This window comes from Aeromonas sp. 97A (assembly GCF_051919185.1).
Classification (GTDB): Bacteria; Pseudomonadota; Gammaproteobacteria; order Enterobacterales; family Aeromonadaceae; genus Aeromonas; species Aeromonas veronii.
Genome location: NZ_JBQBFF010000001.1, coordinates 1 through 20,335, shown reverse-complemented (window position 1 = coordinate 20,335; position 20,335 = coordinate 1). Strand labels below are relative to the sequence as shown.

Here is a 20,335-nt window from a genome sequence, read left to right as displayed (position 1 = left end):
AAGGCTACCACAAGGATTTACAAATTATCAGTCTTGTTCTGAAGGGATTTTTGCCTACACTGTTGTAAACCGGAGGGCCTGAAAACCACCGGTTTTTTTGCGCCTGCCGAAAATTTGCCACTGCAAAAGTGACTTTCAACAAGGCTCAATAAGGAATTTGTAATGCGTATCGAAGAAGACTTGAAGCTCGGTTTCAAGGATGTCCTGTTCCGCCCCAAGCGCTCTACTCTCAAGAGCCGTTCCCAAGTAAGCCTGACCCGTCAGTTCACCTTCAAACACACTCAGACCCAATGGCAAGGCGTACCCGTTATCGCCGCCAACATGGATACCGTCGGCAGCTTCGCCATGGCGCGCACGCTGGCCGGTTTCGAGATGATGACCGCGGTACACAAGCACTACAACCTTGAGCAGTGGCAAGCTTTCGTCAACGAGACCGACCCGGCGCTGCTGGGCCATGTGATGGTCTCCACCGGCACCTCGGCTGAAGATTTCGCCAAGACCCGCCAAATCCTCGCCATGTCCGAAGCGCTGCGCTTCATCTGTGTCGATGTGGCCAACGGCTACTCCGAACACTTCGTTGAGTTCGTACGCAAGATTCGTGAAGCCTGCCCCAACCACGTCATTCTGGCGGGCAACGTGGTGACCGGCGAGATGGTCGAAGAGCTGATCCTCTCCGGCGCCGACATCGTCAAGGTCGGCATCGGCCCGGGCTCGGTCTGCACCACTCGCGTCAAGACCGGTGTCGGCTATCCGCAGCTATCCGCCATCATCGAGTGTGCCGATGCGGCCCACGGCCTCGGCGGCCAGATCGTCGGTGACGGCGGCTGTACCTGCCCGGGCGACGTCGCCAAAGCCTTCGGCGGCGGTGCCGACTTCGTCATGCTGGGCGGCATGCTGGCAGCCCACGAAGAGTGCGGTGGCGAGATCGTCGATGTAGACGGCGAGCCCTTCATGAAGTTCTACGGCATGAGCTCCTCCAGCGCCATGGACAAGCACGCCGGCGGCGTCGCGGAATACCGTGCCTCTGAGGGTAAAACCGTGCTGCTGCCCTACCGCGGCCCGGTCGAGAACGCCGTGCGCGACATTCTGGGCGGCGTGCGCTCCACCTGTACCTACGTGGGCGCCAGCCAGCTGAAAGAGCTGACCAAACGGACTACCTTCATCCGGGTACGCGAGCAAGAGAACAACGTCTACGGCAAGGAGTAACCTGCCACAGACCGCCGTCACGCGCTGACGGTTAGAAGCCTGTCAACCGGTGTGCTACCCTGCGCACCGGTTTTTTTGCATCTGGGATCCCGAGCCATGACAACTCCCCTGCCCCCGTTTGACTGGGACATCTTCTGTTGCGTCGTCGACAACTTCGGTGACATCGGCGTCACCTGGCGACTTGCCCGCCAGCTAAAACGGGAGGGGAATATTGCGGCACATGGCAATGAGGTTCAGGTGCGGCTCTGGGTAGACGATCTGGCAAGCTTCTCTCGCATCTGCCCCGGGCTCGACCCGGCGCAGGATGGCCAGTGGGTCGATGGGATCTATATCCAGCACTGGCATGAGACCCTGCCGAGCGACATGACACCGGCCAGGGTGGTGATCGAAGCCTTTGCCTGCGAGCTGCCCACCCCCTTCATTGAACGGATAGCCGAGCAGATGGCGAGCCAACCCAAGCCCCCCTGCTGGATCAATCTGGAGTACCTCTCGGCAGAGAGCTGGGTCGAGGATTGCCACGGCCTCGCCTCGCCCCAGCGTGTTGGCAATAAAAGCCTCAACAAATACTTCTTCTTCCCGGGCTTTACCGCTAAAACCGGCGGCCTTTTGTGCGAGCACGACCTCATCACCGAACGGGAGCTGTGGCAGCAAGATGATGCGGGACTTACCGCCTACTGGGCCAGTCTCGGTTTGCCGCCCAGACAAGAGCACGAGCTGCGGGTCAGCCTCTTTACCTACGAGAGCGATGCGCTGAAGAGTCTGGTCGAGAGCTGGTGCCAGAGTGCCACGCCCGTCACCCTGCTGCTGCCGCTGGGGCGCTCGCTGCAAGATGTGCTGCGCGGCGCGAGCCTTGAAGATACCATCACCACCGCCAAAGCGGGGGATCTGCTCCACTCGGGCAACCTCACCATCAAGCTGCTGCCGATGACAGATCAGGCCGGTTACGATCGACTGCTGTGGAGCTGCGATCTCAATCTGGTGCGTGGGGAGGACTCCTTCGTGCGGGCCCAGTGGGCGGCTCGTCCTTTCCTCTGGCACATCTACCAGCAGGAGGAGGAGGCCCATCTGGTCAAGCTGGAGCAGTTCCTTGACCACTATCTTGCCGATCTGCCCGCCGAATGTGCTCAATGGCTGCGCTGCTTTAATCTGGCTCTCAACCGTGGCGAAGATTGCGGCGAACTTTGGGCCCAATGGCCCCGATATAGCGCCATTTGGCAGCAACATGGGCGAAGCTGGTCACAGAAGTTGCTCCGGGATGGGGATCTCGTCACACGGTTGGTGAAATTTTTAGAAAGCCGTATATAATCTGGCAGTTTTTATCCGTCCGTTTCACGAACAGGAATTTTTTACATGAAAACCGCACAGGAAATCCGCGCTGGTAACGTAGTCATGATCGGCACCGAGCCGATGGTGGTTCAGAAGGCTGAATTCAACAAATCCGGCCGTAACTCCGCCGTGGTCAAAATGAAGCTGAAGGGCCTGCTGAACGGCAGCGCTACCGAGACCGTCTTCAAGGCCGACGACAAGCTGGACGTTGTTCAGCTGGAACGTAAAGAGTGCACCTACTCCTACTTCTCTGACCCCCTGTATGTCTTTATGGACACCGAGTACAACCAGTACGACGTAGAGAAAGACAACCTGGGTGACGTGCTGAACTACCTGGTAGACGGCATGGAAGATCTGTGTGAAGTGACTTTCTACAACGAGAAAGCCATCTCCGTAGAACTGCCGACCACCATCGTGCGCGAAGTTGAGTACACCGAGCCGGCTGCCCGTGGCGACACCTCCGGTAAAGTGACCAAGCCTGCCCGTCTGAAAGGCACTACCTACGAGCTGGCTGTTGCCGCTTTCGTAGAGATCGGTGACAAGATCGAAATCGATACCCGCACCGGCGAATTCAAGCGTCGCGTCAACTAATTGACCGCTTTGAATTGATTGCAAAAAAGCGAGCCACCGGCTCGCTTTTTTATTGCCTCCGAGTTGCCATCACACCGCCCGCCTTCAGAAAATTCCACCGCCGCCGCTAACCCAGATAACCGGGGGAGCACACTATGGCCAGATTATCCTTATCACTGCTGTTATTGACCTTGCTGGCTGGCCATGGGGCAGAGGCGAGCGAGGTCGCCCCCCCCGTTGCCGAGCCAATGCCCCTCGACCATTGGCAAGCCAGCGACTGGAAAGGGCTACCCGATGCCACCCAGATCGACAAGCAGACGGTGCTGTTTGCCAAACACGACAGTGAAAACTATCTGGGGCTCGCCATTTTACTGCCCGACTGGCAGCGCAGCGGCCAGCTGTGGCAACTGACTCGCGCCCTCGGCCGACTGGGCTTTGATACCCTGCTGCTGCTCCCCTCCCCCCAGCAGACCGAACTGGACCCAGCCGCCGAGAAAAAAGCGAAAAATAGCGATGCATTTCGCAAGCAGTTTGCCGAGCGGATCAGCAAGCTGGCGGATGCCAAGCTGCAGGAGGGGGGCTTCAAGCTGATCCTGGCGCAAGGTACCGGCGCAGCCTGGACCACCAACCTTATCGCTAGCGAACAGTTGCCCGCCCCCGATGCACTGGTGCTGCTCGATGGTTTCTTCCCCAATCAGCAGAGCAACCAGACCCTGGCCAAACAGGTGGCTCAGGCGGCCATCCCCACCCTGGACCTCTATCAGGAGGATGGCGGTCGCTGGCCCCTGCTGGCCGCCGAGGCCCGCAAAAGCGAGAGCCGGCGCAGCAACAAGCTCAACTATCGCCCCTACGCCCTGATGGAGCTGGAGGAGACCCCCACCCGCATTCAGGGCTGGCTCAACCATCTGGGCTGGCTCTAAACCGGCCGCTAGCGTGGCACAATAAAGCGCGCAAGCTCACATCTGCCGGATAAAGCCCAGCCATGACACGGCGGCGGGCTGGCCCTGACTGCATCCTCTTTGGCATCATGGCCTCTCGAACCTGAACAATGGCAGGAAGGCCCATGCAGCAGATTGTGTTTCTCGACAGCGATACCCTGGATGCGGGCATCACCCTGCATCACCCCGACTTCCCCCACCACTGGCAGAGCTATCCAAGTACTACCCCGGAACAGGTGGTGGAACGGCTCAAAGATGCCAGCATCGCTATCATCAACAAGGTACGGATCGGCGCCGCCGAACTGGCCCAGCTGCCAGAGCTCAAACTCATCGCGCTCGCCGCCACCGGCAGCGACAACGTGGATCTGGAAGCGTGCCGCGCCGCCAACGTCGGGGTGTGCAATATCCGCAATTACTCGGGCCCCTCGGTGCCGGAGCACGCCATGGCGCTGATGCTGGCCCTGTCGCGCAACCTCTTCTGCTGGCGCCAGTCGCTGCTGGAGGGGCGCTGGCAACAGAGCGGCCAGTTCTGCTTTTTCGACCACAACATCATGGATCTGCACGGCAAGCAGCTTGGCATAATCGGCAAAGGGACGCTCGGTCAGGCGCTCGGCGAGCGGGCCAAAGGGATGGGGATGACAGTGCGTTACGCCCAGAGCCAGGTCGGCGCCAGTCACGAGGAGGATCGCTTGCCCCTCGACGAGTTGCTGCAAAGCTCGGACGTCATCAGCCTGCACTGCCCGCTCACCCCCTACACCCGCAACCTCATTGGCGAGCGGGAGCTGGGTCTGATGAAACCGGGCGCCCTGCTGATCAACGTCGGCCGTGGCGGGCTGGTGGATGAGGAGGCGCTGCTGCAAGCGCTGGCCAACGGTCGCCTCGGTGGTGCCGGTTTCGATGTGGCGAGCGTCGAACCCCCGCCCCCCGACCATCCCTTGATGAAGGCGCTGCAATACCCCCACTTCATTCTGACCCCCCATGTGGCCTGGGCCAGCGAGGAGTCGATGCAGCGACTGGCCGACCAGCTTATCGACAACATCAACGCCTTTGCCGCCGGTCGCCGTCAGCACCGGCTGGTGTAACCGCACGAGCGAGTCACCGCAAAATCGAGTGACCACACCATGCAAAACGGGACCAACAGGCCCCGTTTTGCATCTTCCGCACTCACTGCACACACATCAATCGTCGTCATGCCATCTGTGCTTTTTATGCTTTTTGTACTTCTTGTGGTGCTTGTGATGGTGATGATCGTCGTCATCATCGTAATAGCGATCCTGGCTCTTGTGGCCATCGCCGGTCTTGGCACCGATGGCCGAACCGCTCGCCCCGCCGACCCCGGCGCCGATCAGCTGACCGGTATCGCCACCAACACTCTTGCCGATAGCGGCACCGCCCAGCGCCCCCACCGCACCGCCAAGGGCCGCTTCATTCTTGTTGCCCTTGTTGGCCGTCGCCGCACCACCAGCTGCACCGCCCAATGCAGCCCCCACCAGCGCACCGGTATCACCCCCCAGCTCCTTGCCGATCATGGTGCCCGCCACACCACCTGCGCCGCCACCCAAAATGGTATTGAGGGTCTCGGAGGCGTACACGGTCGTGCTGCCAGCCAGCAAGGCGCCCAGCAGTGCCAGTGCGCGAAGAGCACGCGAATTCATCTCCATGGGTACTCCTGTCAAACCTGATTAATATTCAGCGGCACTATACAAAGCGCCACGGGGTTCGCCAGCCAGCAGAAATGAGGGATGCGACAGTCAATGGCCGCACGGCTACTGCCAAAAATGGAAGAGTAAAATCAAGCGATTGAATTTAAAGATTAAAATCACCAAAAAGCCAAACTATTACGGCAGGGTGACCCACAATCTGGTTGTCGTGTCCCGACACAGACCCGCCGCGCTGGGACAAAAGCTGTCAGTCAGCAGCCTCATCCGCCAGATGCCAGCAGTCCCGGCCAGCCTCCTTGCTACGATACAGGGCTGCATCAGCACGCTCAAAGATGGGGTCGGCAAGGGGTGAATGGCAGGCGCCACCGATACTCAAGGTGACCTGCCCCTTGTGCTCACGCCACTGTTGATGTCGCACCACGTCCAGCAGACAATAGAGCTTCTCCGCCAGCTCATCCTGTGGCTGTTGCAGCAGAGCGGCAAACTCATCGCCACCAATCCGGTAAACCGTGCTCACCCCCAGCACATCAGCAAGGCAATTTGCCACCCGGCAAAGCACCTGATCGCCGAAGGCATGACCCCGACTGTCATTGAGTCCTTTGAAGTGATCAATATCAAACAGCAGCAGCCAGAAGCGCTCCCCCCTCAGCTCCAGCGCACTCTTGTGCTGCTCGAAGGCTCGCCGGTTCATGATACCGGTCAGAGGGTCCCGCAACAGCGCATCCTGCCCCTTGAGGAAGCTGGCCCTGACCTGATCGATCTCGTTCAGGCTGCGTCGCACAAACCAGGTATTGGCCTTGGTGATGGGGGGAGAACTCTCCAGATTGCGCACGATACCGGTCAGTGAACCAGACACCAGCGCCTGCTCCTGGCGGAAGATCCTCACCAGCAGACTCAACGTGCAACACCAGATGGCAAACAGGGAGATCAATGGCAAAACCACCATCTGCAGCGCCTCATAGAGGCTGTTGCGAAACAGCACGGGCGGCAGATAGATATTGAGATCCCAGCCAATGTCCGCCAGCTCGCGCTTAAGGAAAGTGCCATGACACAACACATCCAGACCGAGCCACTGCTGGCCCTGATGCTGATCGATGGGGTGATCTGCCAGCAGATCCATATTGCTGCCCACCACCAGCTGGCCGCTGTCGCGCAAGGTAAGATAGAGTGCGGCCTGATTGCCGCCAACCGTCCGCTGTAGCGCCTGCTGCAGCGAGTCGAACGACATGTCGACCATCAGCAGCCCCAGCAGTTGCCCCTGATCGTCCCGCACCCGTTTAATCAGGCTGAGTATCAATTTATTGGTATTGTATTCAGGGTAGGGGCCAAACCAGACGAGCTCGTCGCCCGGCATGGTGGTCACCTGATACCAGGGGCGCAGCGCCGCCTGATAACCGGGGGGCGGTAGCCAGTCCGGGTAGCTGTCGATACGATCCGCGTTCAGGTTGTAAAAGTAGATGTAGTGGTTGCCTGGTTTGATCTTGTGCGCAATGGCCCAGATGGGGGAGTCGGCCAGCCCGCCGCGAGCGATCTTTTCTTTGTCAAGAGAGGCCTCCAGCACCGCCAGTTGCCGCTCATTGACCTTCACCATCTCGTGGATCAGGGACGCTTCAACGGAGGATGCCATGTGGCCGAAACCGGATACCGTCATGTCGATATCCCTCAGATAGCTGGCAATAGCCATGATGATCGTCACTATCAGGATCATCAAACCAATCAATGCCGAGAGGGGGACCAGCACATAGTAGCGTTTATTGAGATACGAACGGCTCACATCACATCCGAACCAAGAAAACATACGGGGATTGTGGGAGAGAAAGGAGAGTGAATCATTGATTAATATCACTTTCGCGCCCCTTAAATGACACTTCCAACACTAACGAAACGTTAAGGTTCGCAAACGAATATCAACTGACAGGAAAAACGCTAGTTACCCCGGGTTAACCCCGCTCTGCATCGTGGGTGTTATAGTCTATACCTGATTCGGCAGGCGCTGGACAAACCGTCCATCACCGGCTGCAACGCCAAGCAGAACAAGGAGATGTTATGAGCAGTCCGTTTATCGAACAGATCAAAGCACGTCGTACCATCTATGCCCTGGGCGACCAGGTGTCCCACACGCCGGAGCAGCTGACGACCCTGATCCAGGATGCCATCAGGCACAGCCCCTCCTCCTTCAACTCCCAGAGCTCCCGTGCCGTCATCCTGTTTGGCGCCCAGCACCACAAGCTGTGGGATATCGTCAAAGCCGAGCTGAAAAAGATTGTGCCGCCGGAGGCCTACGCCCAGAGTGAGGCCAAGGTAGATGGCTGCTTCCGCGCAGGCTTCGGTACCGTGCTTTTCTTCGAAGACACCGACGTCATCAAGGATCTGCAGCAAAAGTTCGCCCTCTATGCCGACAACTTCCCCATCTGGTCGGAACATGCCACCGGCATCGCCCAGTTTGCGGTCTGGACGACGCTGGCGCAGGAAAAAGTCGGAGCATCACTGCAGCACTACAACCCGCTGATCGACGAGGCGGTACGCAAGGAGTGGAACCTGCCCGCCAGCTGGCTGCTGCGCGCCCAAATGCCCTTTGGCAGCATCAAGCAACCGGCCGGCGACAAGACCTTTATCGACGACGCCACCCGTTTCCGCGTTTTCAAATAACGGTCAGATAGCAAAACGCCCCCGCAGTTCGGGGGCGTTTTTATTGCGGCATCGAGTGCGGATGGCGATGGTTCATAGCGCATATGCGGCCACAACCCCTTATCTCCATCGCTCAGGCGGGCAGCGTCACCAGCAGGGAGTCATCTTCCCCCAACTCAACCTTCACCTCGCGCCAGTCGCGGATCACCGCCACCACCGCCGGATTGAGCGGCGCCTCGCCCCCCACCTGTACCACGGCGCAGCCTGCGTTCAGGGCGCTCTCGATACCGGCCGGGGCATCCTCGAACACCAGACAACGAGCGGGTGAGACACCAAGCCGTTCAGCCCCCAGCAGATAGGGCTCGGGATCGGGTTTGCCATTGACCACAGCTTCGGCCCCCACCAGCAGGTTGGGCAGCGGCAAACCGGCACAATGCAGGCGGTGACGGGCAACCCGCTCACTGGCGGAGGTCACGATGGCCCAGCGCTCTGGCGGCAAGCGGCGCAGCAACTCGCCAGCCCCGGCGATGGCATCGCCGCCAGTGTGCAGCATCTCCAGCTCGTCGAGCCGCGCCGCCTCCCGCTCCACATCCAGTTGCAGGGCCAGCGCCCGGATCACCTCCCGCGAGCGCATGCCGTGGCACATCGCCAGCACCGGCTCGGGCTCCAGCTGATGCTCACGACACCAGATCCGCCATACCTGCTCCACATCGCCGGTCGAGCAGACCAGGGTGCCATCCATATCGAGCAGCAGGGCGGATACCGACAGGGTGAGCGTGTTCATGCCAGCACTCATACAGACACTCATACAGGCACCCCGGCCAGCTCAGGCAGAGAGCCAGAGAACGCATCGGCAAAGGCCTGCTGCTGGGCGGCACGCTCATAACAAGCGAGCGCCTGCTCGGTACTGCCAGCCCACACTTGCAAGGGGCCGACCACAAACCCCTGTTGCAACAGGCTGGCGAGCAGCTCCCCCGTCTCCGGGGCCGCCAATGGCTGGGCCAGCACCAGCGTGCCCTTGATCAAAAAGAGGTAGCGTTGGGTAGACATGATATGACTCCTTGTTCCGGTTCAGAGGAGGGCGATTCCCCCCTTGCCGAGCCATTAGAGCAAGGCGATTAGATAATTTATAATCAATAAATCGCCACCTTGGATAACCAATTGGAATGAAATTCGACTTGAGGCAACTACAGGCGTTTGTGACGCTGGCCGACACCGCCAACTACCGGGAAGCGGCCAGCCGCCTCTTTATCACCCAACCGGCCCTCACCAAGCAGATCCAGGGGCTGGAGCAGACGCTGGGCTGCACCCTGTTCAAGCGGGGCCGCCATGGTGCCGAGCTGACGGCGCTCGGCGCCCAGCTGCTCACTCAGGCAAGCGCACTGGTCAAACACGGTCGGGAGTTTGAACGTCACGCGCTGGCAGTGGCGAGTGGCGTGGCCGGTCGGCTCAAGATTGGGTTTGGCCTGTCGAGTTTCGCGCTGGCCCCTGCGCTGGTGGCCAGCTTCAAGCAGCAGGTCACGGACGTGATGATCCATCTGCAGGATATGCCCTCCGCGATCCAGCAGGAGCAGCTGCTCTCCGGCCAGTTGCAGCTTGGCTTTATGCGCAGACCTCAGATGCCGCAGTTGCAGGAGCACAGACTGCTGATCGACCGGCTGGTGCTGGCGGTGCCGACACGGATGACCGAGCCAGACCCGGCCGCATTCGACGTGCAGCAGGCATTGACCAGTCAACCCCTGTTGCAGATGGTGGGCCACCGCTGCCCCGGGCTCAGCCAGCAGATAGCCGGTTTCCTCGGCGCCAATCGGCTGACCGGCATGGTCCAGGAGGCCGAAGATATCCAGACGCTGGTGGCGTTGGTCGCGGCGGGCATCGGCAACGCCATCCTGCCACGCAGCGTCAGCTTTATCGCAGGGCCCGATGTCACCCTCTATCCGCTCTCTGGTCCCAGCTCCGAGTGGGAGGTCAGCATGGTATGGAATCCGGACTTTGCCGACCCCATCCGGGATCACTTCGTCAGGCAGGTGATCGCCAGCCATCCCCTGCCGGTATCAGCCACTCCCGCGCGCTGAAACCAACGCTCGCTGGTGGCTAGCACCGTAACCAGCCAAAAAAACAGTGCGCCCCCATCAAGGGGGCGCATGCAGGACAAAAGCGGCAATGCGACTCAACAGCTGGCGCAGTGACTACGGTTTTTACCCGCCCCCTTGGCGCAATAAAGCGCCGCATCGGCCGCGGCCAGCAACGCCCCTTCTCCCTCCAGCGGTTGCTCTGCCGTGTAGGTTGCAATGCCAATGCTGGCGCTAAGCTGAATATTATTTGCCACCACGATGTCGAGATCGTTGATGGCCTGACGGATCTCCTCTCCAATCCGCTGGGCCGCATCTCGATCGGTATTGCCGAGGATCAGGGCAAATTCGTCACCACCAAAACGGCAGGGCAGATCCGCCGGACGCTGGCAGAAGGATTGCAGAAGATGGCCCACCAGCTGAAGGGAGCCATCCCCCATCTGATGACCAAGATGGTCATTGCACGCCTTGAAGTTATCCAGATCCAGCATGATGAGGGAGAGCGGTGTGTGTTCACGCATGCTGCGCCGCCACTCGTTATGCAAAAAGCTGTTGAACAGCCGCCGATTGGCCAGTCCGGTCAAGGGATCGTGTTGGGAAAGGCTGGCAACTTCCAGCTCCAGCAGCTTGCGCTCGGTGATATTGATATGGGCGATGGAAAAATACTCGGCATCAAGCCCGGGTACCGGCGCTACTCGCATCATAAACCAGCGCTGGGTGTCGGGGCTGTGGCAGAGGTATTCCAGATAGAACTTATCCTGCTGATGACGGATAACCCGGAGGATCCCCTCCACGGCAGCCAATCCAGAGGGCTCGGCTTCATCGTCACAAGCCCCCATGTAATTGACTCCGAGCCAGTTATATCCCTTGGGCATGCCATTTTGTTCACCAAACAGCTCCCAGGCGAGATTGGTGTAATGGATCACGCCATCCCGGTCTATCACCGATATCTGGTCTTCCAGCGAATCCAGCAGCGCAGCCAGATAATGAGCCCGCTCGGAGAAGTGACTTCGCGGCCTCTGTATATCATCCACCATGATGGCCATCCTGTGGCAAAAGTGGCATACCGCCATCTATTAACAATAAAGTCAGCAGATAGAGTAAAGCACCCAATTTCCACTTAGCCAACTGAGACCAAATTTCACCATCGAACACCATCCGGCAAGGTTTCAGGCCAGTTTCCCTGTTCCGGATAACAAGAGCACATCATGAGCATATGTATTTGATAAGTCACATTTAATGACCACACCACTGATTTTCGCAGGGGATGCCATCGCCCTCTCCGTCCATTTTGGTGTTCGGGCAATGTTGCAAAAACCAGGTTGCCTCCTCGCAGGAGGTCATCTGGGAGCAATGCTGCCGACCATCACACTGGCGAATAAAGGTCGTTGCCTGTGGCGTGCTGACCTCCTCCTGATTGAAAGAGGAGACCGGCAATGGCGCCATCGACTCGGCCGAGAAACGGGAATAGATGGAAAAGAGGCCGACGAGCACCAGCAGGGGGATCAATTTGCCACTCCAACTGCTCTTGCGACGTCGATAGGGGTTACTCCGCTCTCTGGTAGAAGTGGGTCGTGGCGGCTGACTTGCCGCCCGAAACGATGGCGCCGCCGATGATGCAGCCGACGGCACGGCATCCGCCAACGTGAGCGGGCGATCGGGGAAAAAGACCTGTAACGCCCTTGGCTTGCCATCCTGGCCACTGCCAATCAGATAGGTGACACGCACCCCCGGCTCTGGCACCCGGCCATCTGATTGCAGCGCCGTAACATGCACAAACAGCCCTGCACTGCGTGACCCATTGGTTGCCTGCTCGGCGCCATTTTGCTCCGGCGTAATAAATCCAAAGCCGCGCGCCTCGTTCCAGCTCGCGATCCGTCCCTGATAACGCATCTGTCCATCCTTGTTGTTATCCATGTGAGCACTATATTGCCCGACAATCATGTTGCCCAAAAGCGCTGCGGCCCGACAGGAGGCCGCAGAGTCAATCTCAACACGGTGCTCGGGTGCTGCCTGCGTTAAGGATCAAGCCAGTTGGGACACCTTGATGATCTCGGCGATGCGACCCAGCATCCGCAGCGAGGTGTGATGCTCGGTGGCATCTGCGGCTGCGCAGGCATCCTCCAGAATGGTGATGGCGTAGTCGCGATCGTGACCATCCCGCGCTGCCGCCTGAATGGCCCAGCTGGTGCTCACCCCGCACAGATAGAGGTGGTCGATGTGATTGGCCCGCAGAGCAGGCTCCAGCGCCGTGCCATAGAAGGGACTGACCCTGGGCTTGGTCAGCACCAGATCGCCGGGCTGCACATCCAGATCAGGATGAAAGTCGGTGCCGCTGTCAGCCAAAGAGAGCGCCCCCAACTGGTGAGCCCGACCAAACATGGGGGAGCCTTTGGGTTGCAGCTGATAGCCGCCGTCAAAGCCCACCTTGATCAGCACCACCAGCCAGCGGTGGGCGCGGGCATGGGCCAGCGCCTGATTGGCATGCGCGATGGCATCCTGCTCCAGCACATGGGCAGCCGAGGCGGCAATGCGCCCGTCGGGATGGGCAATATCGTTGATAAAATCGATCACCAGCAGTGCCTTGTTCATCACCTTTGCTCCTTCGCGAATTCAGCCCGTGTTATCTGGTTCCTACCTGTCAAACCAGCCCCAGTGCATAGCGCAGCGCCATCTCCTTGAGCGGGCCCGCCTTGTCCGCCAGATTGAGAGCAAGATTGCGGGCCAGCTTGAGGGGGCCAATCTCGTTGCTGAATACCCCGTAGAAGAGATCCATTCCCGACTGCATCAGCAGGTTGTCGGGGCGACGGCGCCGCTCGTAGCGCTCGGCCAGCACAAGTTGATGCCAGTCGGCGCCAGCACCTTGCAACAAGTCGACCCAGCAGGCCACATCCTTGAAGCCGAGGTTGACCCCCTGCCCCGCCAGCGGGTTGATGGTGTGGGCGGCATCGCCAAGCAGCACCACCCGACCGGCGTGGTAGTCGTTGGCGTGGCGGCGTACCAGCGGGAAGCTCCCCTTGCCGGTGACGGTAAAGCCGCCGAGCCGACTCGGGAAGTGGCGACGCACTTCGGCGGCAAGCCCTTCGTTGCTCATGGCCGCCAGCGCGCGGATACGGGCCGGGTTGTCATACCACACTAGGGAGCCGTGCTGGCCGGGCAGTGGCAGGAAGGCGCGCGGGCCACTCGGGGTGAACTGCTGCCAGGTGATATCTTCCTGCGCAAAGTCGGTGTCGATATTGATCAGCATGCAGTGCTGGCGGTACTCGAAGCGCGATACGCCGATACCCGCCAGCTTGCGGGTGTGGGATTCGGCACCATCGCAGGCCAGCACCCAGCGTGCGGCCAGCTCGGTGCCATCATCCAGAGTCAGCACAGCTTCATCCGCACTCTGACGCAGGCTGGTCACCGCCGCCGGGGTGTGGGTCTGGATGGTGGGAAAATCCTCCATCCGCTTGAGCAGGGCGAGCTGTACCAAGCGGTTTTCGATGATGTAGCCAAGCTGGGGCAAGCCGAGATCGGCGGCATTGAAGCGGGTGGCAAAACCGTCCAGCTCCCAGGTCTCCAGCCGGCGGTAGGGGCAGAGCCGCATCTGCTGCAGATGGTGCCAGGCACCGGCCTGCTCCAGCAGCGCCACCGAGGCCTGACTGATGGCGGAGACCCGCAGATCCAGCGGCTGCTCCGGCGCGTAATGCTCCGGCAGTTGGGTCTCGATGACCCGCACCGAGAGACCCTGAGCCGCCAGCAGACAGGCGGTGGCGGCGCCCACCATGCCGGCACCGACGATGGCGATATCACACTGTTCCATACATTTATTCCTGAAAGGGTGCGTCCGGCGACAGCGCCCGGACGTGAACCGGATGGCAGCATGATAGCGCAAGGGCGGCTGATAAACAGTGAGACAAACGGGGAATTGCTGCGTCAAATCAAGGAGAAAGCTTATTGAGCTTGATGGCAACAGGTATCGGGTGAGCACCATTGCCAGCTGGATATTAGCTAGGCAGTATCCAGATTGCGGAGTAAAATGCGCGGTCCTTTGACCATGCCGATTTCAAAACAAGTCAAGAGAAGCAATGAGCAAGAAACTTCACATTAAAACCTGGGGTTGCCAGATGAACGAGTATGACTCGTCCAAAATGGCCGACCTGTTGGATGCCAGTAATGGCTACACCCTTACCGAAGAGCCCGAAGAGGCAGATGTCTTGCTGCTGAATACCTGCTCCATCCGCGAAAAGGCGCAGGAGAAGGTGTTCCACCAGCTGGGACGCTGGAAAAAGCTCAAGGCCAACAAGCCCGGTCTGGTGATCGGCGTGGGTGGCTGCGTTGCCTCTCAGGAGGGCGATGCCATCCGCCAGCGCGCTCCCTATGTGGATATCGTGTTCGGCCCGCAGACCCTGCATCGCCTGCCCGCCATGATCAAGGAAGTGCAAGAGGGCCGTGGTGCCCAGGTTGATATCGCCTTCCCCGAGATCGAAAAATTCGACAGCCTGCCCGAACCGCGCGCCGAAGGGGCCACCGCGTTCGTCTCCATCATGGAAGGCTGCTCCAAATATTGTACTTACTGCGTGGTGCCCTACACCCGCGGTGAAGAGGTGAGCCGACCGCTGGACGACGTGCTCTACGAAATCGCCCAGCTCGCCCAGCAGGGCGTGCGCGAAGTGAACCTGCTCGGCCAGAACGTCAACGCCTACCGCGGTCCGACCTTTGATGGCGGCATCTGCACCTTCGCCGAGTTGCTGCGTCTGGTGGCCGCCATCGACGGTATCGATCGCATTCGCTACACCACCAGCCATCCGATCGAGTTCACCGACGACATCATCGAAGTCTACAAAGACACCCCGGAAGTGGTCAGCTTCCTGCACCTGCCGGTGCAGAGCGGCTCCGACCGTATTCTGACCATGATGAAGCGCCCGCACACCATCCTGGAGTACAAATCCAAGATCCGTCGCCTACGTGCCGCCCGTCCCGACATCACTATCAGCTCCGACTTCATCGTTGGCTTCCCGAACGAGACGGACGAAGACTTTGAAGCGACCATGAAGCTGATCGAGGATGTGGGTTTCGACATGAGCTTCAGCTTCATTTTCAGCCCGCGCCCGGGCACCCCGGCCGCCGACATGCCCGACGATGTCGACATGGAAGTGAAGAAAGCCCGTCTGGCCCGCCTGCAGCACGTCATCAACAACCAGGCGATGCAGATTGGCCGCGCCATGCTGGGCACCACCCAGCGCATCCTGGTGGAAGGGCCCTCCAAGCTCGACCCGATGCAGCTGTGTGGTCGCACCGAGAACAACCGGGTGGTCAACTTCGAAGGCCAGCACACCCTGATCGGCGGCTTTGCCGACGTGGAGATCACCGAGGTGCGTCCCAACTCCCTGCGCGGCAAGTTCATCCGCGGCGAGAGCGAGATGAACCTGCGGATCGCCACGGCACCGAGCGAAATCCTGGCCCGTCGCCCGGATAACGTACCGGACGAGCTGGGCGTGGCCGCCTTCACACCCCATTAATCCCCTCCTCCCCATTCGCCCGGCGGATGGGGAGCGCCTTGAGACGAGGATATTTTGAGCCGACACATCTCGACCCTGAATCTGCATCTGGAGCCCGCCGACAACCAGCGCCTTGCCAGCCTGTGCGGCCCCTTCGATGACAATATCAAGCAGCTGGAGCGCCGCCTCGGCGTCGAGATCAGCTACCGTGACAGCCACTTCCAGCTGGTGGGCAAACCGGCCCAGCTGGATGCCGCCGCCGTCATCCTCAAGCACCTTTATGTGGAAACCCAGCCCCTCAAGGGTGGCAAGGTGACCGACATCACCCCCGACATGGTCCATCTGGCCATTCAGGAGTCGCGAGTGCTGGAGCAGGATGACGAACCGGCACCGAGCATCCCCTATGGCAAGGAGGTGACGGTCAAGACCAAGCGCGGTCTCATCAAGCCACGCAGCCCAAATCAGGCCCAGTACATTGCCAATATCGTGCGCCACGATATCTGCTTCGGCATAGGCCCGGCCGGTACCGGCAAGACCTATCTGGCGGTGGCAGCGGCGGTGGATGCGCTGGAGCGTCAGGAGATCCGCCGCATTCTGCTAACCCGTCCGGCGGTGGAAGCGGGCGAGAAGCTCGGCTTCCTGCCTGGCGATCTCTCCCAGAAGGTGGATCCTTACCTGCGCCCGCTCTACGACGCCCTGTTCGAGATGCTGGGCTTTGAGCGGGTCGAGAAGCTGATGGAGCGCAATATCATCGAGGTGGCGCCACTCGCCTATATGCGCGGAAGAACCCTCAATGACGCCTTTATCATTCTCGATGAGGCCCAGAACACCACCACCGAGCAGATGAAGATGTTCCTCACCCGGATCGGCTTCAACTCCAAGGCAGTGGTCACCGGTGACATCACCCAGGTAGATCTGCCGCGCAACGCCAAATCCGGCCTGCGCCACGCGCTGGAAGTGCTGCCAGGGGTCGATGGTCTGTCGTTCAACTTCTTCGAGTCCAAAGACGTGGTTCGCCACCCGGTGGTGGCCCGCATCGTGCAGGCCTATGAGGCGTTCGACGCCAAACAGGCAGCCGAGAAGGTTGCCGGCCAAACAAACGCCAGCAAAGAGAGTGAGCAATGAGCGTAACCCTGGATCTGCAACTGGCCAGTGCCAGCACTGACGGCCTGCCCACCGAAGCCCAGCTGCAAGGCTGGCTCGACGGCACCATTCTCGGCTTCCAGCAGGAGGCAGAAGTGACGGTGCGCATCGTCGACGAGGCGGAGAGCAACGAGCTCAACCTGACCTATCGCGGCAAAGACAAGCCCACCAACGTGCTCTCCTTCCCGTTCGAGGCGCCACCCGGTCTGGAGCTGCCGCTGCTGGGCGATCTGGTGATCTGCCGTCAGGTGGTAGAGCGCGAGGCCAAGGAGCAGGGCAAGCCCCTGATGGCCCACTGGGCCCACATGGTTGTGCACGGCAGTCTGCATCTGCTAGGTTATGACCATATCGAGGATGAGGAAGCCGAAGAGATGGAAGCGCTTGAGCGCGACATCATGCAGGAGCTCGGTTTTGCCGATCCTTATCTGAACGACGAAGAGTAAAACGCCGGACGGTCATCGTCTTGAAACAGCAGATGACCATCCTTATATAACCCGAACTATTTCAAGTGTGTTCATACGAGTAACCAAGAGAGAAAATGACCGACGATCACCCTAGTACCGGCTCGCCGAAGAAAACCTGGCTCGACAAACTCAGCCAACTCTTCCAGGGCGAGCCAAAAGACCGCAATGATTTGGTAGACGTGATAGCCGATGCCGAAGAGCGCGACCTCATCGATCAGGACACCAAGGACATGATCGAGGGGGTGCTGGAGATCGCCGATCTTCGCGTGCGCGATATCATGATCCCCCGCTCCCAGATGGTGACCATCGAGAAGTCCCAACCGGTGGATGCAATCCTGCCGGTGATCATCGAGTCCGGTCACTCCCGCTTCCCGGTGATCAACGAGGACAAGGACCATGTGGAGGGCATTCTGCTCGCCAAGGATCTGCTCCCCTTCGGGTTTGGCGGCCATCACGCCAGCGAGCCGCTGCAGCTCGAGAAAATCTTGCGCCCCACGGTGATCGTGCCTGAAAGCAAACGGGTTGACCGTCTGCTCAAGGAGTTCCGTGAAGAGCGCTACCACATGGCCATCGTGGTCGACGAATTTGGTGGCGTCTCCGGTCTGGTGACAATCGAAGACATACTGGAACTGATCGTTGGCGAGATCGACGACGAGTTTGACGACATCGAGGATGAACCGGACGAAATCCGCCGCCTCAGCAAGCGGGTCTTCTCCATCAGTGCCCTGACCGAGATCGAGGATTTCAACGACTTCTTCGGCACCAAATTCAGCGATGAAGAGGTGGACACGGTGGGTGGTCTGGTAATGCACGCCTTCAGCCACCTGCCAAAGAAGGGCGAGGAGATCGAGCTGGACGGCTACCTGTTCAAGGTGATGCATGCCGACCGGCGTCGTCTGCAGCAGCTGCAGGTGAAGATCCCCGAACACCACGCGGCGGCGCAATCCGAGCCGCAATAAGCAGATCCGCTCGATGTGTGAAACAACGCCCCGACCTCGGGGCGTTGTGCTCTCTGCCACCGGCATCGAGGCTCGCCGTTGCCCCGCTTACAGGTTAAGATACCGGCCATTCGACCCCAGTTGCACACCAAGACGAGCACCATCGCCCGTGAGATTATCCCCTGTTACTTCCAAAATTCTGTTAAGCCTCAGTGCATTGGCCTCTGGTGCCATCGCCGTGCTGGCCTTCTCCCCCTTCGGCTACTGGCCGCTGGTGATCCCCTCCCTGCTTGGCCTCTACGCCCTGATGGACAAAGCCACGCCGAAACAGGCTGCCTGGCGCGGTTTTGGCTACGCCATGGGACTCTTTTTGCCGGGGCTGTGGTGGATCCATGTCAGCATGACCGAGTTTGGCGGCATCCCGCTGCCGGTCGCCTTCGTCCTGCTGGCCGGGCTCTCCGCCTATCTGGCACTCTACCCGACGCTCGCCTGCTGGGTCTTTGCCCGCTTCTTTGGCGGCCGTCACTGGAGCCGCTGGCTGCTCGCCTTCCCGGCCCTCTGGTTGGTCGCTGACTGGCTGCGCGGCTGGGTGATGACCGGCTTCCCCTGGCTCTGGTTTGGTTACAGCCAGATCGACGGCCCCCTCAAGGGCTTTGCCCCCATTCTCGGGGTGCAGGGCATCACCCTCGCCCTGTTGCTGTCCGCCTCCGCTATCTGGCTGGTGTGGAAGTCCCGCTCCCCGCTCTGGCTGGCGGTGCCTGCCCTGCTGGTGGCCGGTGCCCACGGTCTGATGCAGCTCAACTGGGTGACCCGTGGCGAGCCGGTCAAGGTGGCACTGGTGCAGGGCAATATCGCCCAATCCCTCAAATGGGATCCGGAGGCGCTGGCCCCCACGGTGCGCACCTATCAGGACTTGAGCCGCGAGAATCAGGATGCCGACATCATCATCTGGCCGGAGTCGGCGATCCCGGCCATCGAGAAGGCGATGGGCCCCTATCTGGAGAATCTGGACAAGGCGATGAAGGTGAACGATACCGGCCTGCTGGCGGGGATCATTCACTACGACGAGCAGCAACAGCGCTTCTACAATACCGTGCTCGGCATGGGGGTGCAGGATGCGGATGGCAAGGAGTCCTACTTCTACAACCACTCCAACCGCTACAACAAGTACCACCTGCTGCCCATCGGCGAGTTCGTGCCCTTTGAAGATCTGCTGCGCCCCATCGCCCCCTTCTTCAACCTGCCGATGTCCTCCTTCAGCCGGGGTGACGAAGTGCAGCCAAACCTGCTCGCCAAAGGGCTCAAGTTTGCCGCCGCCATCTGCTACGAGATCATCTTCCCGGAGGAGGTGCGCCGCAACGTCAATGCCGATACCGACTTCCTGCTGACCATCTCCAACGACGCCTGGTTCGGCACCAGCATCGGCCCCTGGCAGCATATGGAGATCGCCCGGATGCGCGCGCTGGAGCTGGCTCGTCCGCTGCTGCGGGACACCAACACCGGCATCACCATCGTGACCGAGATCGATGGCAGCATCATCGGCCAGATCCCGCAGTTTGAAGCGGGTGTGCTGCGCAGCGAGGTGCGTCCCGCCCACGGCGAGACCCCCTACATGCGCTTTGGCAGCTGGCCCCTCTACGGTCTGACCGTGCTGCTGCTGGGTCTGGCGCTGGCGCTGCGCCCCAAGGCGCACCCCTGGGCCCGCGAGCTGTAATGGCCATCCGCAATCCCTGATAAACAACGAGGCGCCCGCAGGCGCCTCGTTTTTTTGTCATCCCCTCACAGAGATATGCCGGAGAAGGACATAAAGCCAAGGGACATCAGCCCCGCCACGATAAAGGTGATGCCGATGCCCCGCAGCCCCTCGGGTACATCAGCGTACTTCAGTTTCTGGCGCAGCCCGGCT

Annotated in this window: 20 protein-coding genes and 1 pseudogene; 12 read left to right on the top strand and 9 right to left on the bottom strand. The window is 60.2% G+C overall.

Annotated features, from left to right (window positions below; translation table 11 throughout):
• Nucleotides 1-162: 162 nt before the first annotated feature.
• From ACTG27_RS00105 to ACTG27_RS00085, 5 genes are all read left to right on the top strand, one after another.
• Nucleotides 163-1,206 (top strand): GMP reductase, encoded by a 1,044-nt coding sequence (locus ACTG27_RS00105; RefSeq protein WP_042078931.1) that lies wholly within the window; start codon nucleotides 163-165, stop codon nucleotides 1,204-1,206.
• 96 nt (nucleotides 1,207-1,302) lie between these two features.
• Entirely contained in the window at nucleotides 1,303-2,511 is a 1,209-nt protein-coding gene (gene earP, locus ACTG27_RS00100; RefSeq protein ID WP_439978852.1) for an elongation factor P maturation arginine rhamnosyltransferase EarP, read from the top strand.
• Between the two features lie 45 nt (nucleotides 2,512-2,556).
• On the top strand, nucleotides 2,557-3,123 hold the full coding sequence (efp, locus tag ACTG27_RS00095; protein ID WP_005335100.1) for an elongation factor P: 567 nt from the start codon (nucleotides 2,557-2,559) through the stop codon (nucleotides 3,121-3,123).
• A gap of 134 nt (nucleotides 3,124-3,257) precedes the next feature.
• Nucleotides 3,258-4,022: a DUF3530 family protein gene (locus ACTG27_RS00090; protein ID WP_005335102.1), complete on the top strand. Its 765-nt coding sequence runs from the start codon at nucleotides 3,258-3,260 to the stop codon at nucleotides 4,020-4,022.
• Between the two features lie 143 nt (nucleotides 4,023-4,165).
• Entirely contained in the window at nucleotides 4,166-5,122 is a 957-nt protein-coding gene (locus tag ACTG27_RS00085; protein WP_204477615.1) for a D-2-hydroxyacid dehydrogenase, read from the top strand.
• A 96-nt stretch (nucleotides 5,123-5,218) separates the two neighbouring features.
• Here ACTG27_RS00085 and ACTG27_RS00080 read toward each other — a convergent pair whose 3' ends face one another.
• Nucleotides 5,219-5,701: a YMGG-like glycine zipper-containing protein gene (locus ACTG27_RS00080; RefSeq protein WP_021229759.1), complete on the bottom strand. Its 483-nt coding sequence runs from the start codon at nucleotides 5,699-5,701 to the stop codon at nucleotides 5,219-5,221.
• A gap of 247 nt (nucleotides 5,702-5,948) precedes the next feature.
• Nucleotides 5,949-7,499, bottom strand: a complete 1,551-nt coding sequence (locus ACTG27_RS00075; protein WP_439978850.1) for a diguanylate cyclase domain-containing protein — start codon at nucleotides 7,497-7,499, stop codon at nucleotides 5,949-5,951.
• Nucleotides 7,500-7,747: 248 nt separating this feature from the next.
• On the opposite strand from ACTG27_RS00075, the gene ACTG27_RS00070 reads away from it, so the two are divergent.
• Nucleotides 7,748-8,350: a nitroreductase family protein gene (locus ACTG27_RS00070; protein ID WP_439978849.1), complete on the top strand. Its 603-nt coding sequence runs from the start codon at nucleotides 7,748-7,750 to the stop codon at nucleotides 8,348-8,350.
• Between the two features lie 112 nt (nucleotides 8,351-8,462).
• Here ACTG27_RS00070 and ACTG27_RS00065 read toward each other — a convergent pair whose 3' ends face one another.
• The gene (locus tag ACTG27_RS00065; RefSeq protein WP_439980476.1) at nucleotides 8,463-9,113 is read right to left on the bottom strand and encodes an HAD-IA family hydrolase; all 651 of its coding nucleotides are present in this window, start codon (nucleotides 9,111-9,113) and stop codon (nucleotides 8,463-8,465) included.
• 20 nt (nucleotides 9,114-9,133) lie between these two features.
• Complete coding sequence (locus ACTG27_RS00060) at nucleotides 9,134-9,379, bottom strand: hypothetical protein (RefSeq protein WP_439978848.1); 246 nt, start codon at nucleotides 9,377-9,379, stop codon at nucleotides 9,134-9,136.
• A 116-nt stretch (nucleotides 9,380-9,495) separates the two neighbouring features.
• Here ACTG27_RS00060 and ACTG27_RS00055 point away from each other — a divergent pair, with 116 nt between their 5' ends.
• Complete coding sequence (locus ACTG27_RS00055) at nucleotides 9,496-10,404, top strand: LysR family transcriptional regulator (RefSeq protein ID WP_231720133.1); 909 nt, start codon at nucleotides 9,496-9,498, stop codon at nucleotides 10,402-10,404.
• Nucleotides 10,405-10,499: 95 nt separating this feature from the next.
• On the opposite strand, the gene ACTG27_RS00050 is transcribed toward ACTG27_RS00055, so the two are convergent.
• The 4 genes from ACTG27_RS00050 to ACTG27_RS00035 all read right to left on the bottom strand — a co-directional run bounded on the left by ACTG27_RS00050 (nucleotide 10,500) and on the right by ACTG27_RS00035 (nucleotide 14,206).
• A complete protein-coding gene (locus tag ACTG27_RS00050; RefSeq protein WP_439978847.1) occupies nucleotides 10,500-11,438 on the bottom strand; it encodes a diguanylate cyclase in 939 nt (312 codons plus the stop codon).
• 199 nt (nucleotides 11,439-11,637) lie between these two features.
• Entirely contained in the window at nucleotides 11,638-12,294 is a 657-nt protein-coding gene (locus tag ACTG27_RS00045) for an excalibur calcium-binding domain-containing protein (RefSeq protein WP_439980475.1), read from the bottom strand.
• Between the two features lie 132 nt (nucleotides 12,295-12,426).
• Entirely contained in the window at nucleotides 12,427-12,993 is a 567-nt protein-coding gene (locus tag ACTG27_RS00040; protein ID WP_342291437.1) for a cysteine hydrolase family protein, read from the bottom strand.
• 49 nt (nucleotides 12,994-13,042) lie between these two features.
• Nucleotides 13,043-14,206, bottom strand: coding sequence for an FAD-dependent oxidoreductase (locus tag ACTG27_RS00035; protein ID WP_159157473.1), 1,164 nt, complete (start codon nucleotides 14,204-14,206; stop codon nucleotides 13,043-13,045).
• 265 nt (nucleotides 14,207-14,471) lie between these two features.
• Here ACTG27_RS00035 and miaB point away from each other — a divergent pair, with 265 nt between their 5' ends.
• The 5 genes from miaB to lnt all read left to right on the top strand — a co-directional run bounded on the left by miaB (nucleotide 14,472) and on the right by lnt (nucleotide 20,143).
• A complete protein-coding gene (miaB, locus tag ACTG27_RS00030) occupies nucleotides 14,472-15,905 on the top strand; it encodes a tRNA (N6-isopentenyl adenosine(37)-C2)-methylthiotransferase MiaB (RefSeq protein WP_005335132.1) in 1,434 nt (477 codons plus the stop codon).
• Nucleotides 15,906-15,959: 54 nt separating this feature from the next.
• Nucleotides 15,960-17,009 (top strand): PhoH family protein, encoded by a 1,050-nt coding sequence (locus tag ACTG27_RS00025; RefSeq protein ID WP_005362369.1) that lies wholly within the window; start codon nucleotides 15,960-15,962, stop codon nucleotides 17,007-17,009.
• Complete coding sequence (ybeY, locus tag ACTG27_RS00020; RefSeq protein ID WP_123172506.1) at nucleotides 17,006-17,470, top strand: rRNA maturation RNase YbeY; 465 nt, start codon at nucleotides 17,006-17,008, stop codon at nucleotides 17,468-17,470. Before ACTG27_RS00025 ends, ybeY begins: the two co-directional genes overlap by 4 nt.
• Before the next feature lie 95 nt (nucleotides 17,471-17,565).
• Nucleotides 17,566-18,450 (top strand): CNNM family magnesium/cobalt transport protein CorC, encoded by an 885-nt coding sequence (corC, locus tag ACTG27_RS00015; RefSeq protein ID WP_005354092.1) that lies wholly within the window; start codon nucleotides 17,566-17,568, stop codon nucleotides 18,448-18,450.
• A 148-nt stretch (nucleotides 18,451-18,598) separates the two neighbouring features.
• A complete protein-coding gene (gene lnt, locus ACTG27_RS00010) occupies nucleotides 18,599-20,143 on the top strand; it encodes an apolipoprotein N-acyltransferase (protein ID WP_439978846.1) in 1,545 nt (514 codons plus the stop codon).
• A 65-nt stretch (nucleotides 20,144-20,208) separates the two neighbouring features.
• On the opposite strand, the pseudogene ACTG27_RS00005 reads toward lnt, so the two are convergent.
• A pseudogene (locus ACTG27_RS00005) lies at nucleotides 20,209-20,335 on the bottom strand (NADH:ubiquinone reductase (Na(+)-transporting) subunit E); the annotation flags it as partial.

Excerpts from the sequence above, each read along its gene's own strand:
- miaB (WP_005335132.1), top strand. The coding sequence starts at position 14,472 with ATGAGCAAGAAACTTCACATTAAAACCTGGGGTTGCCAGATGAACGAG.
- ACTG27_RS00055 (WP_231720133.1), top strand. The coding sequence starts at position 9,496 with ATGAAATTCGACTTGAGGCAACTACAGGCGTTTGTGACGCTGGCCGAC.
- ACTG27_RS00035 (WP_159157473.1), bottom strand. The coding sequence starts at position 14,206 with ATGGAACAGTGTGATATCGCCATCGTCGGTGCCGGCATGGTGGGCGCC.
- ACTG27_RS00065 (WP_439980476.1), bottom strand. The coding sequence starts at position 9,113 with ATGAACACGCTCACCCTGTCGGTATCCGCCCTGCTGCTCGATATGGAT.
- ACTG27_RS00085 (WP_204477615.1), top strand. The coding sequence starts at position 4,166 with ATGCAGCAGATTGTGTTTCTCGACAGCGATACCCTGGATGCGGGCATC.
- ACTG27_RS00050 (WP_439978847.1), bottom strand. The coding sequence starts at position 11,438 with ATGGTGGATGATATACAGAGGCCGCGAAGTCACTTCTCCGAGCGGGCT.
- corC (WP_005354092.1), top strand. The coding sequence starts at position 17,566 with ATGACCGACGATCACCCTAGTACCGGCTCGCCGAAGAAAACCTGGCTC.
- efp (WP_005335100.1), top strand. The coding sequence starts at position 2,557 with ATGAAAACCGCACAGGAAATCCGCGCTGGTAACGTAGTCATGATCGGC.
- ACTG27_RS00070 (WP_439978849.1), top strand. The coding sequence starts at position 7,748 with ATGAGCAGTCCGTTTATCGAACAGATCAAAGCACGTCGTACCATCTAT.
- ACTG27_RS00060 (WP_439978848.1), bottom strand. The coding sequence starts at position 9,379 with ATGTCTACCCAACGCTACCTCTTTTTGATCAAGGGCACGCTGGTGCTG.
- ACTG27_RS00090 (WP_005335102.1), top strand. The coding sequence starts at position 3,258 with ATGGCCAGATTATCCTTATCACTGCTGTTATTGACCTTGCTGGCTGGC.
- ybeY (WP_123172506.1), top strand. The coding sequence starts at position 17,006 with ATGAGCGTAACCCTGGATCTGCAACTGGCCAGTGCCAGCACTGACGGC.
- ACTG27_RS00080 (WP_021229759.1), bottom strand. The coding sequence starts at position 5,701 with ATGGAGATGAATTCGCGTGCTCTTCGCGCACTGGCACTGCTGGGCGCC.
- earP (WP_439978852.1), top strand. The coding sequence starts at position 1,303 with ATGACAACTCCCCTGCCCCCGTTTGACTGGGACATCTTCTGTTGCGTC.
- ACTG27_RS00040 (WP_342291437.1), bottom strand. The coding sequence starts at position 12,993 with ATGAACAAGGCACTGCTGGTGATCGATTTTATCAACGATATTGCCCAT.
- ACTG27_RS00045 (WP_439980475.1), bottom strand. The coding sequence starts at position 12,294 with ATGCGTTATCAGGGACGGATCGCGAGCTGGAACGAGGCGCGCGGCTTT.
- ACTG27_RS00105 (WP_042078931.1), top strand. The coding sequence starts at position 163 with ATGCGTATCGAAGAAGACTTGAAGCTCGGTTTCAAGGATGTCCTGTTC.
- ACTG27_RS00075 (WP_439978850.1), bottom strand. The coding sequence starts at position 7,499 with ATGTTTTCTTGGTTCGGATGTGATGTGAGCCGTTCGTATCTCAATAAA.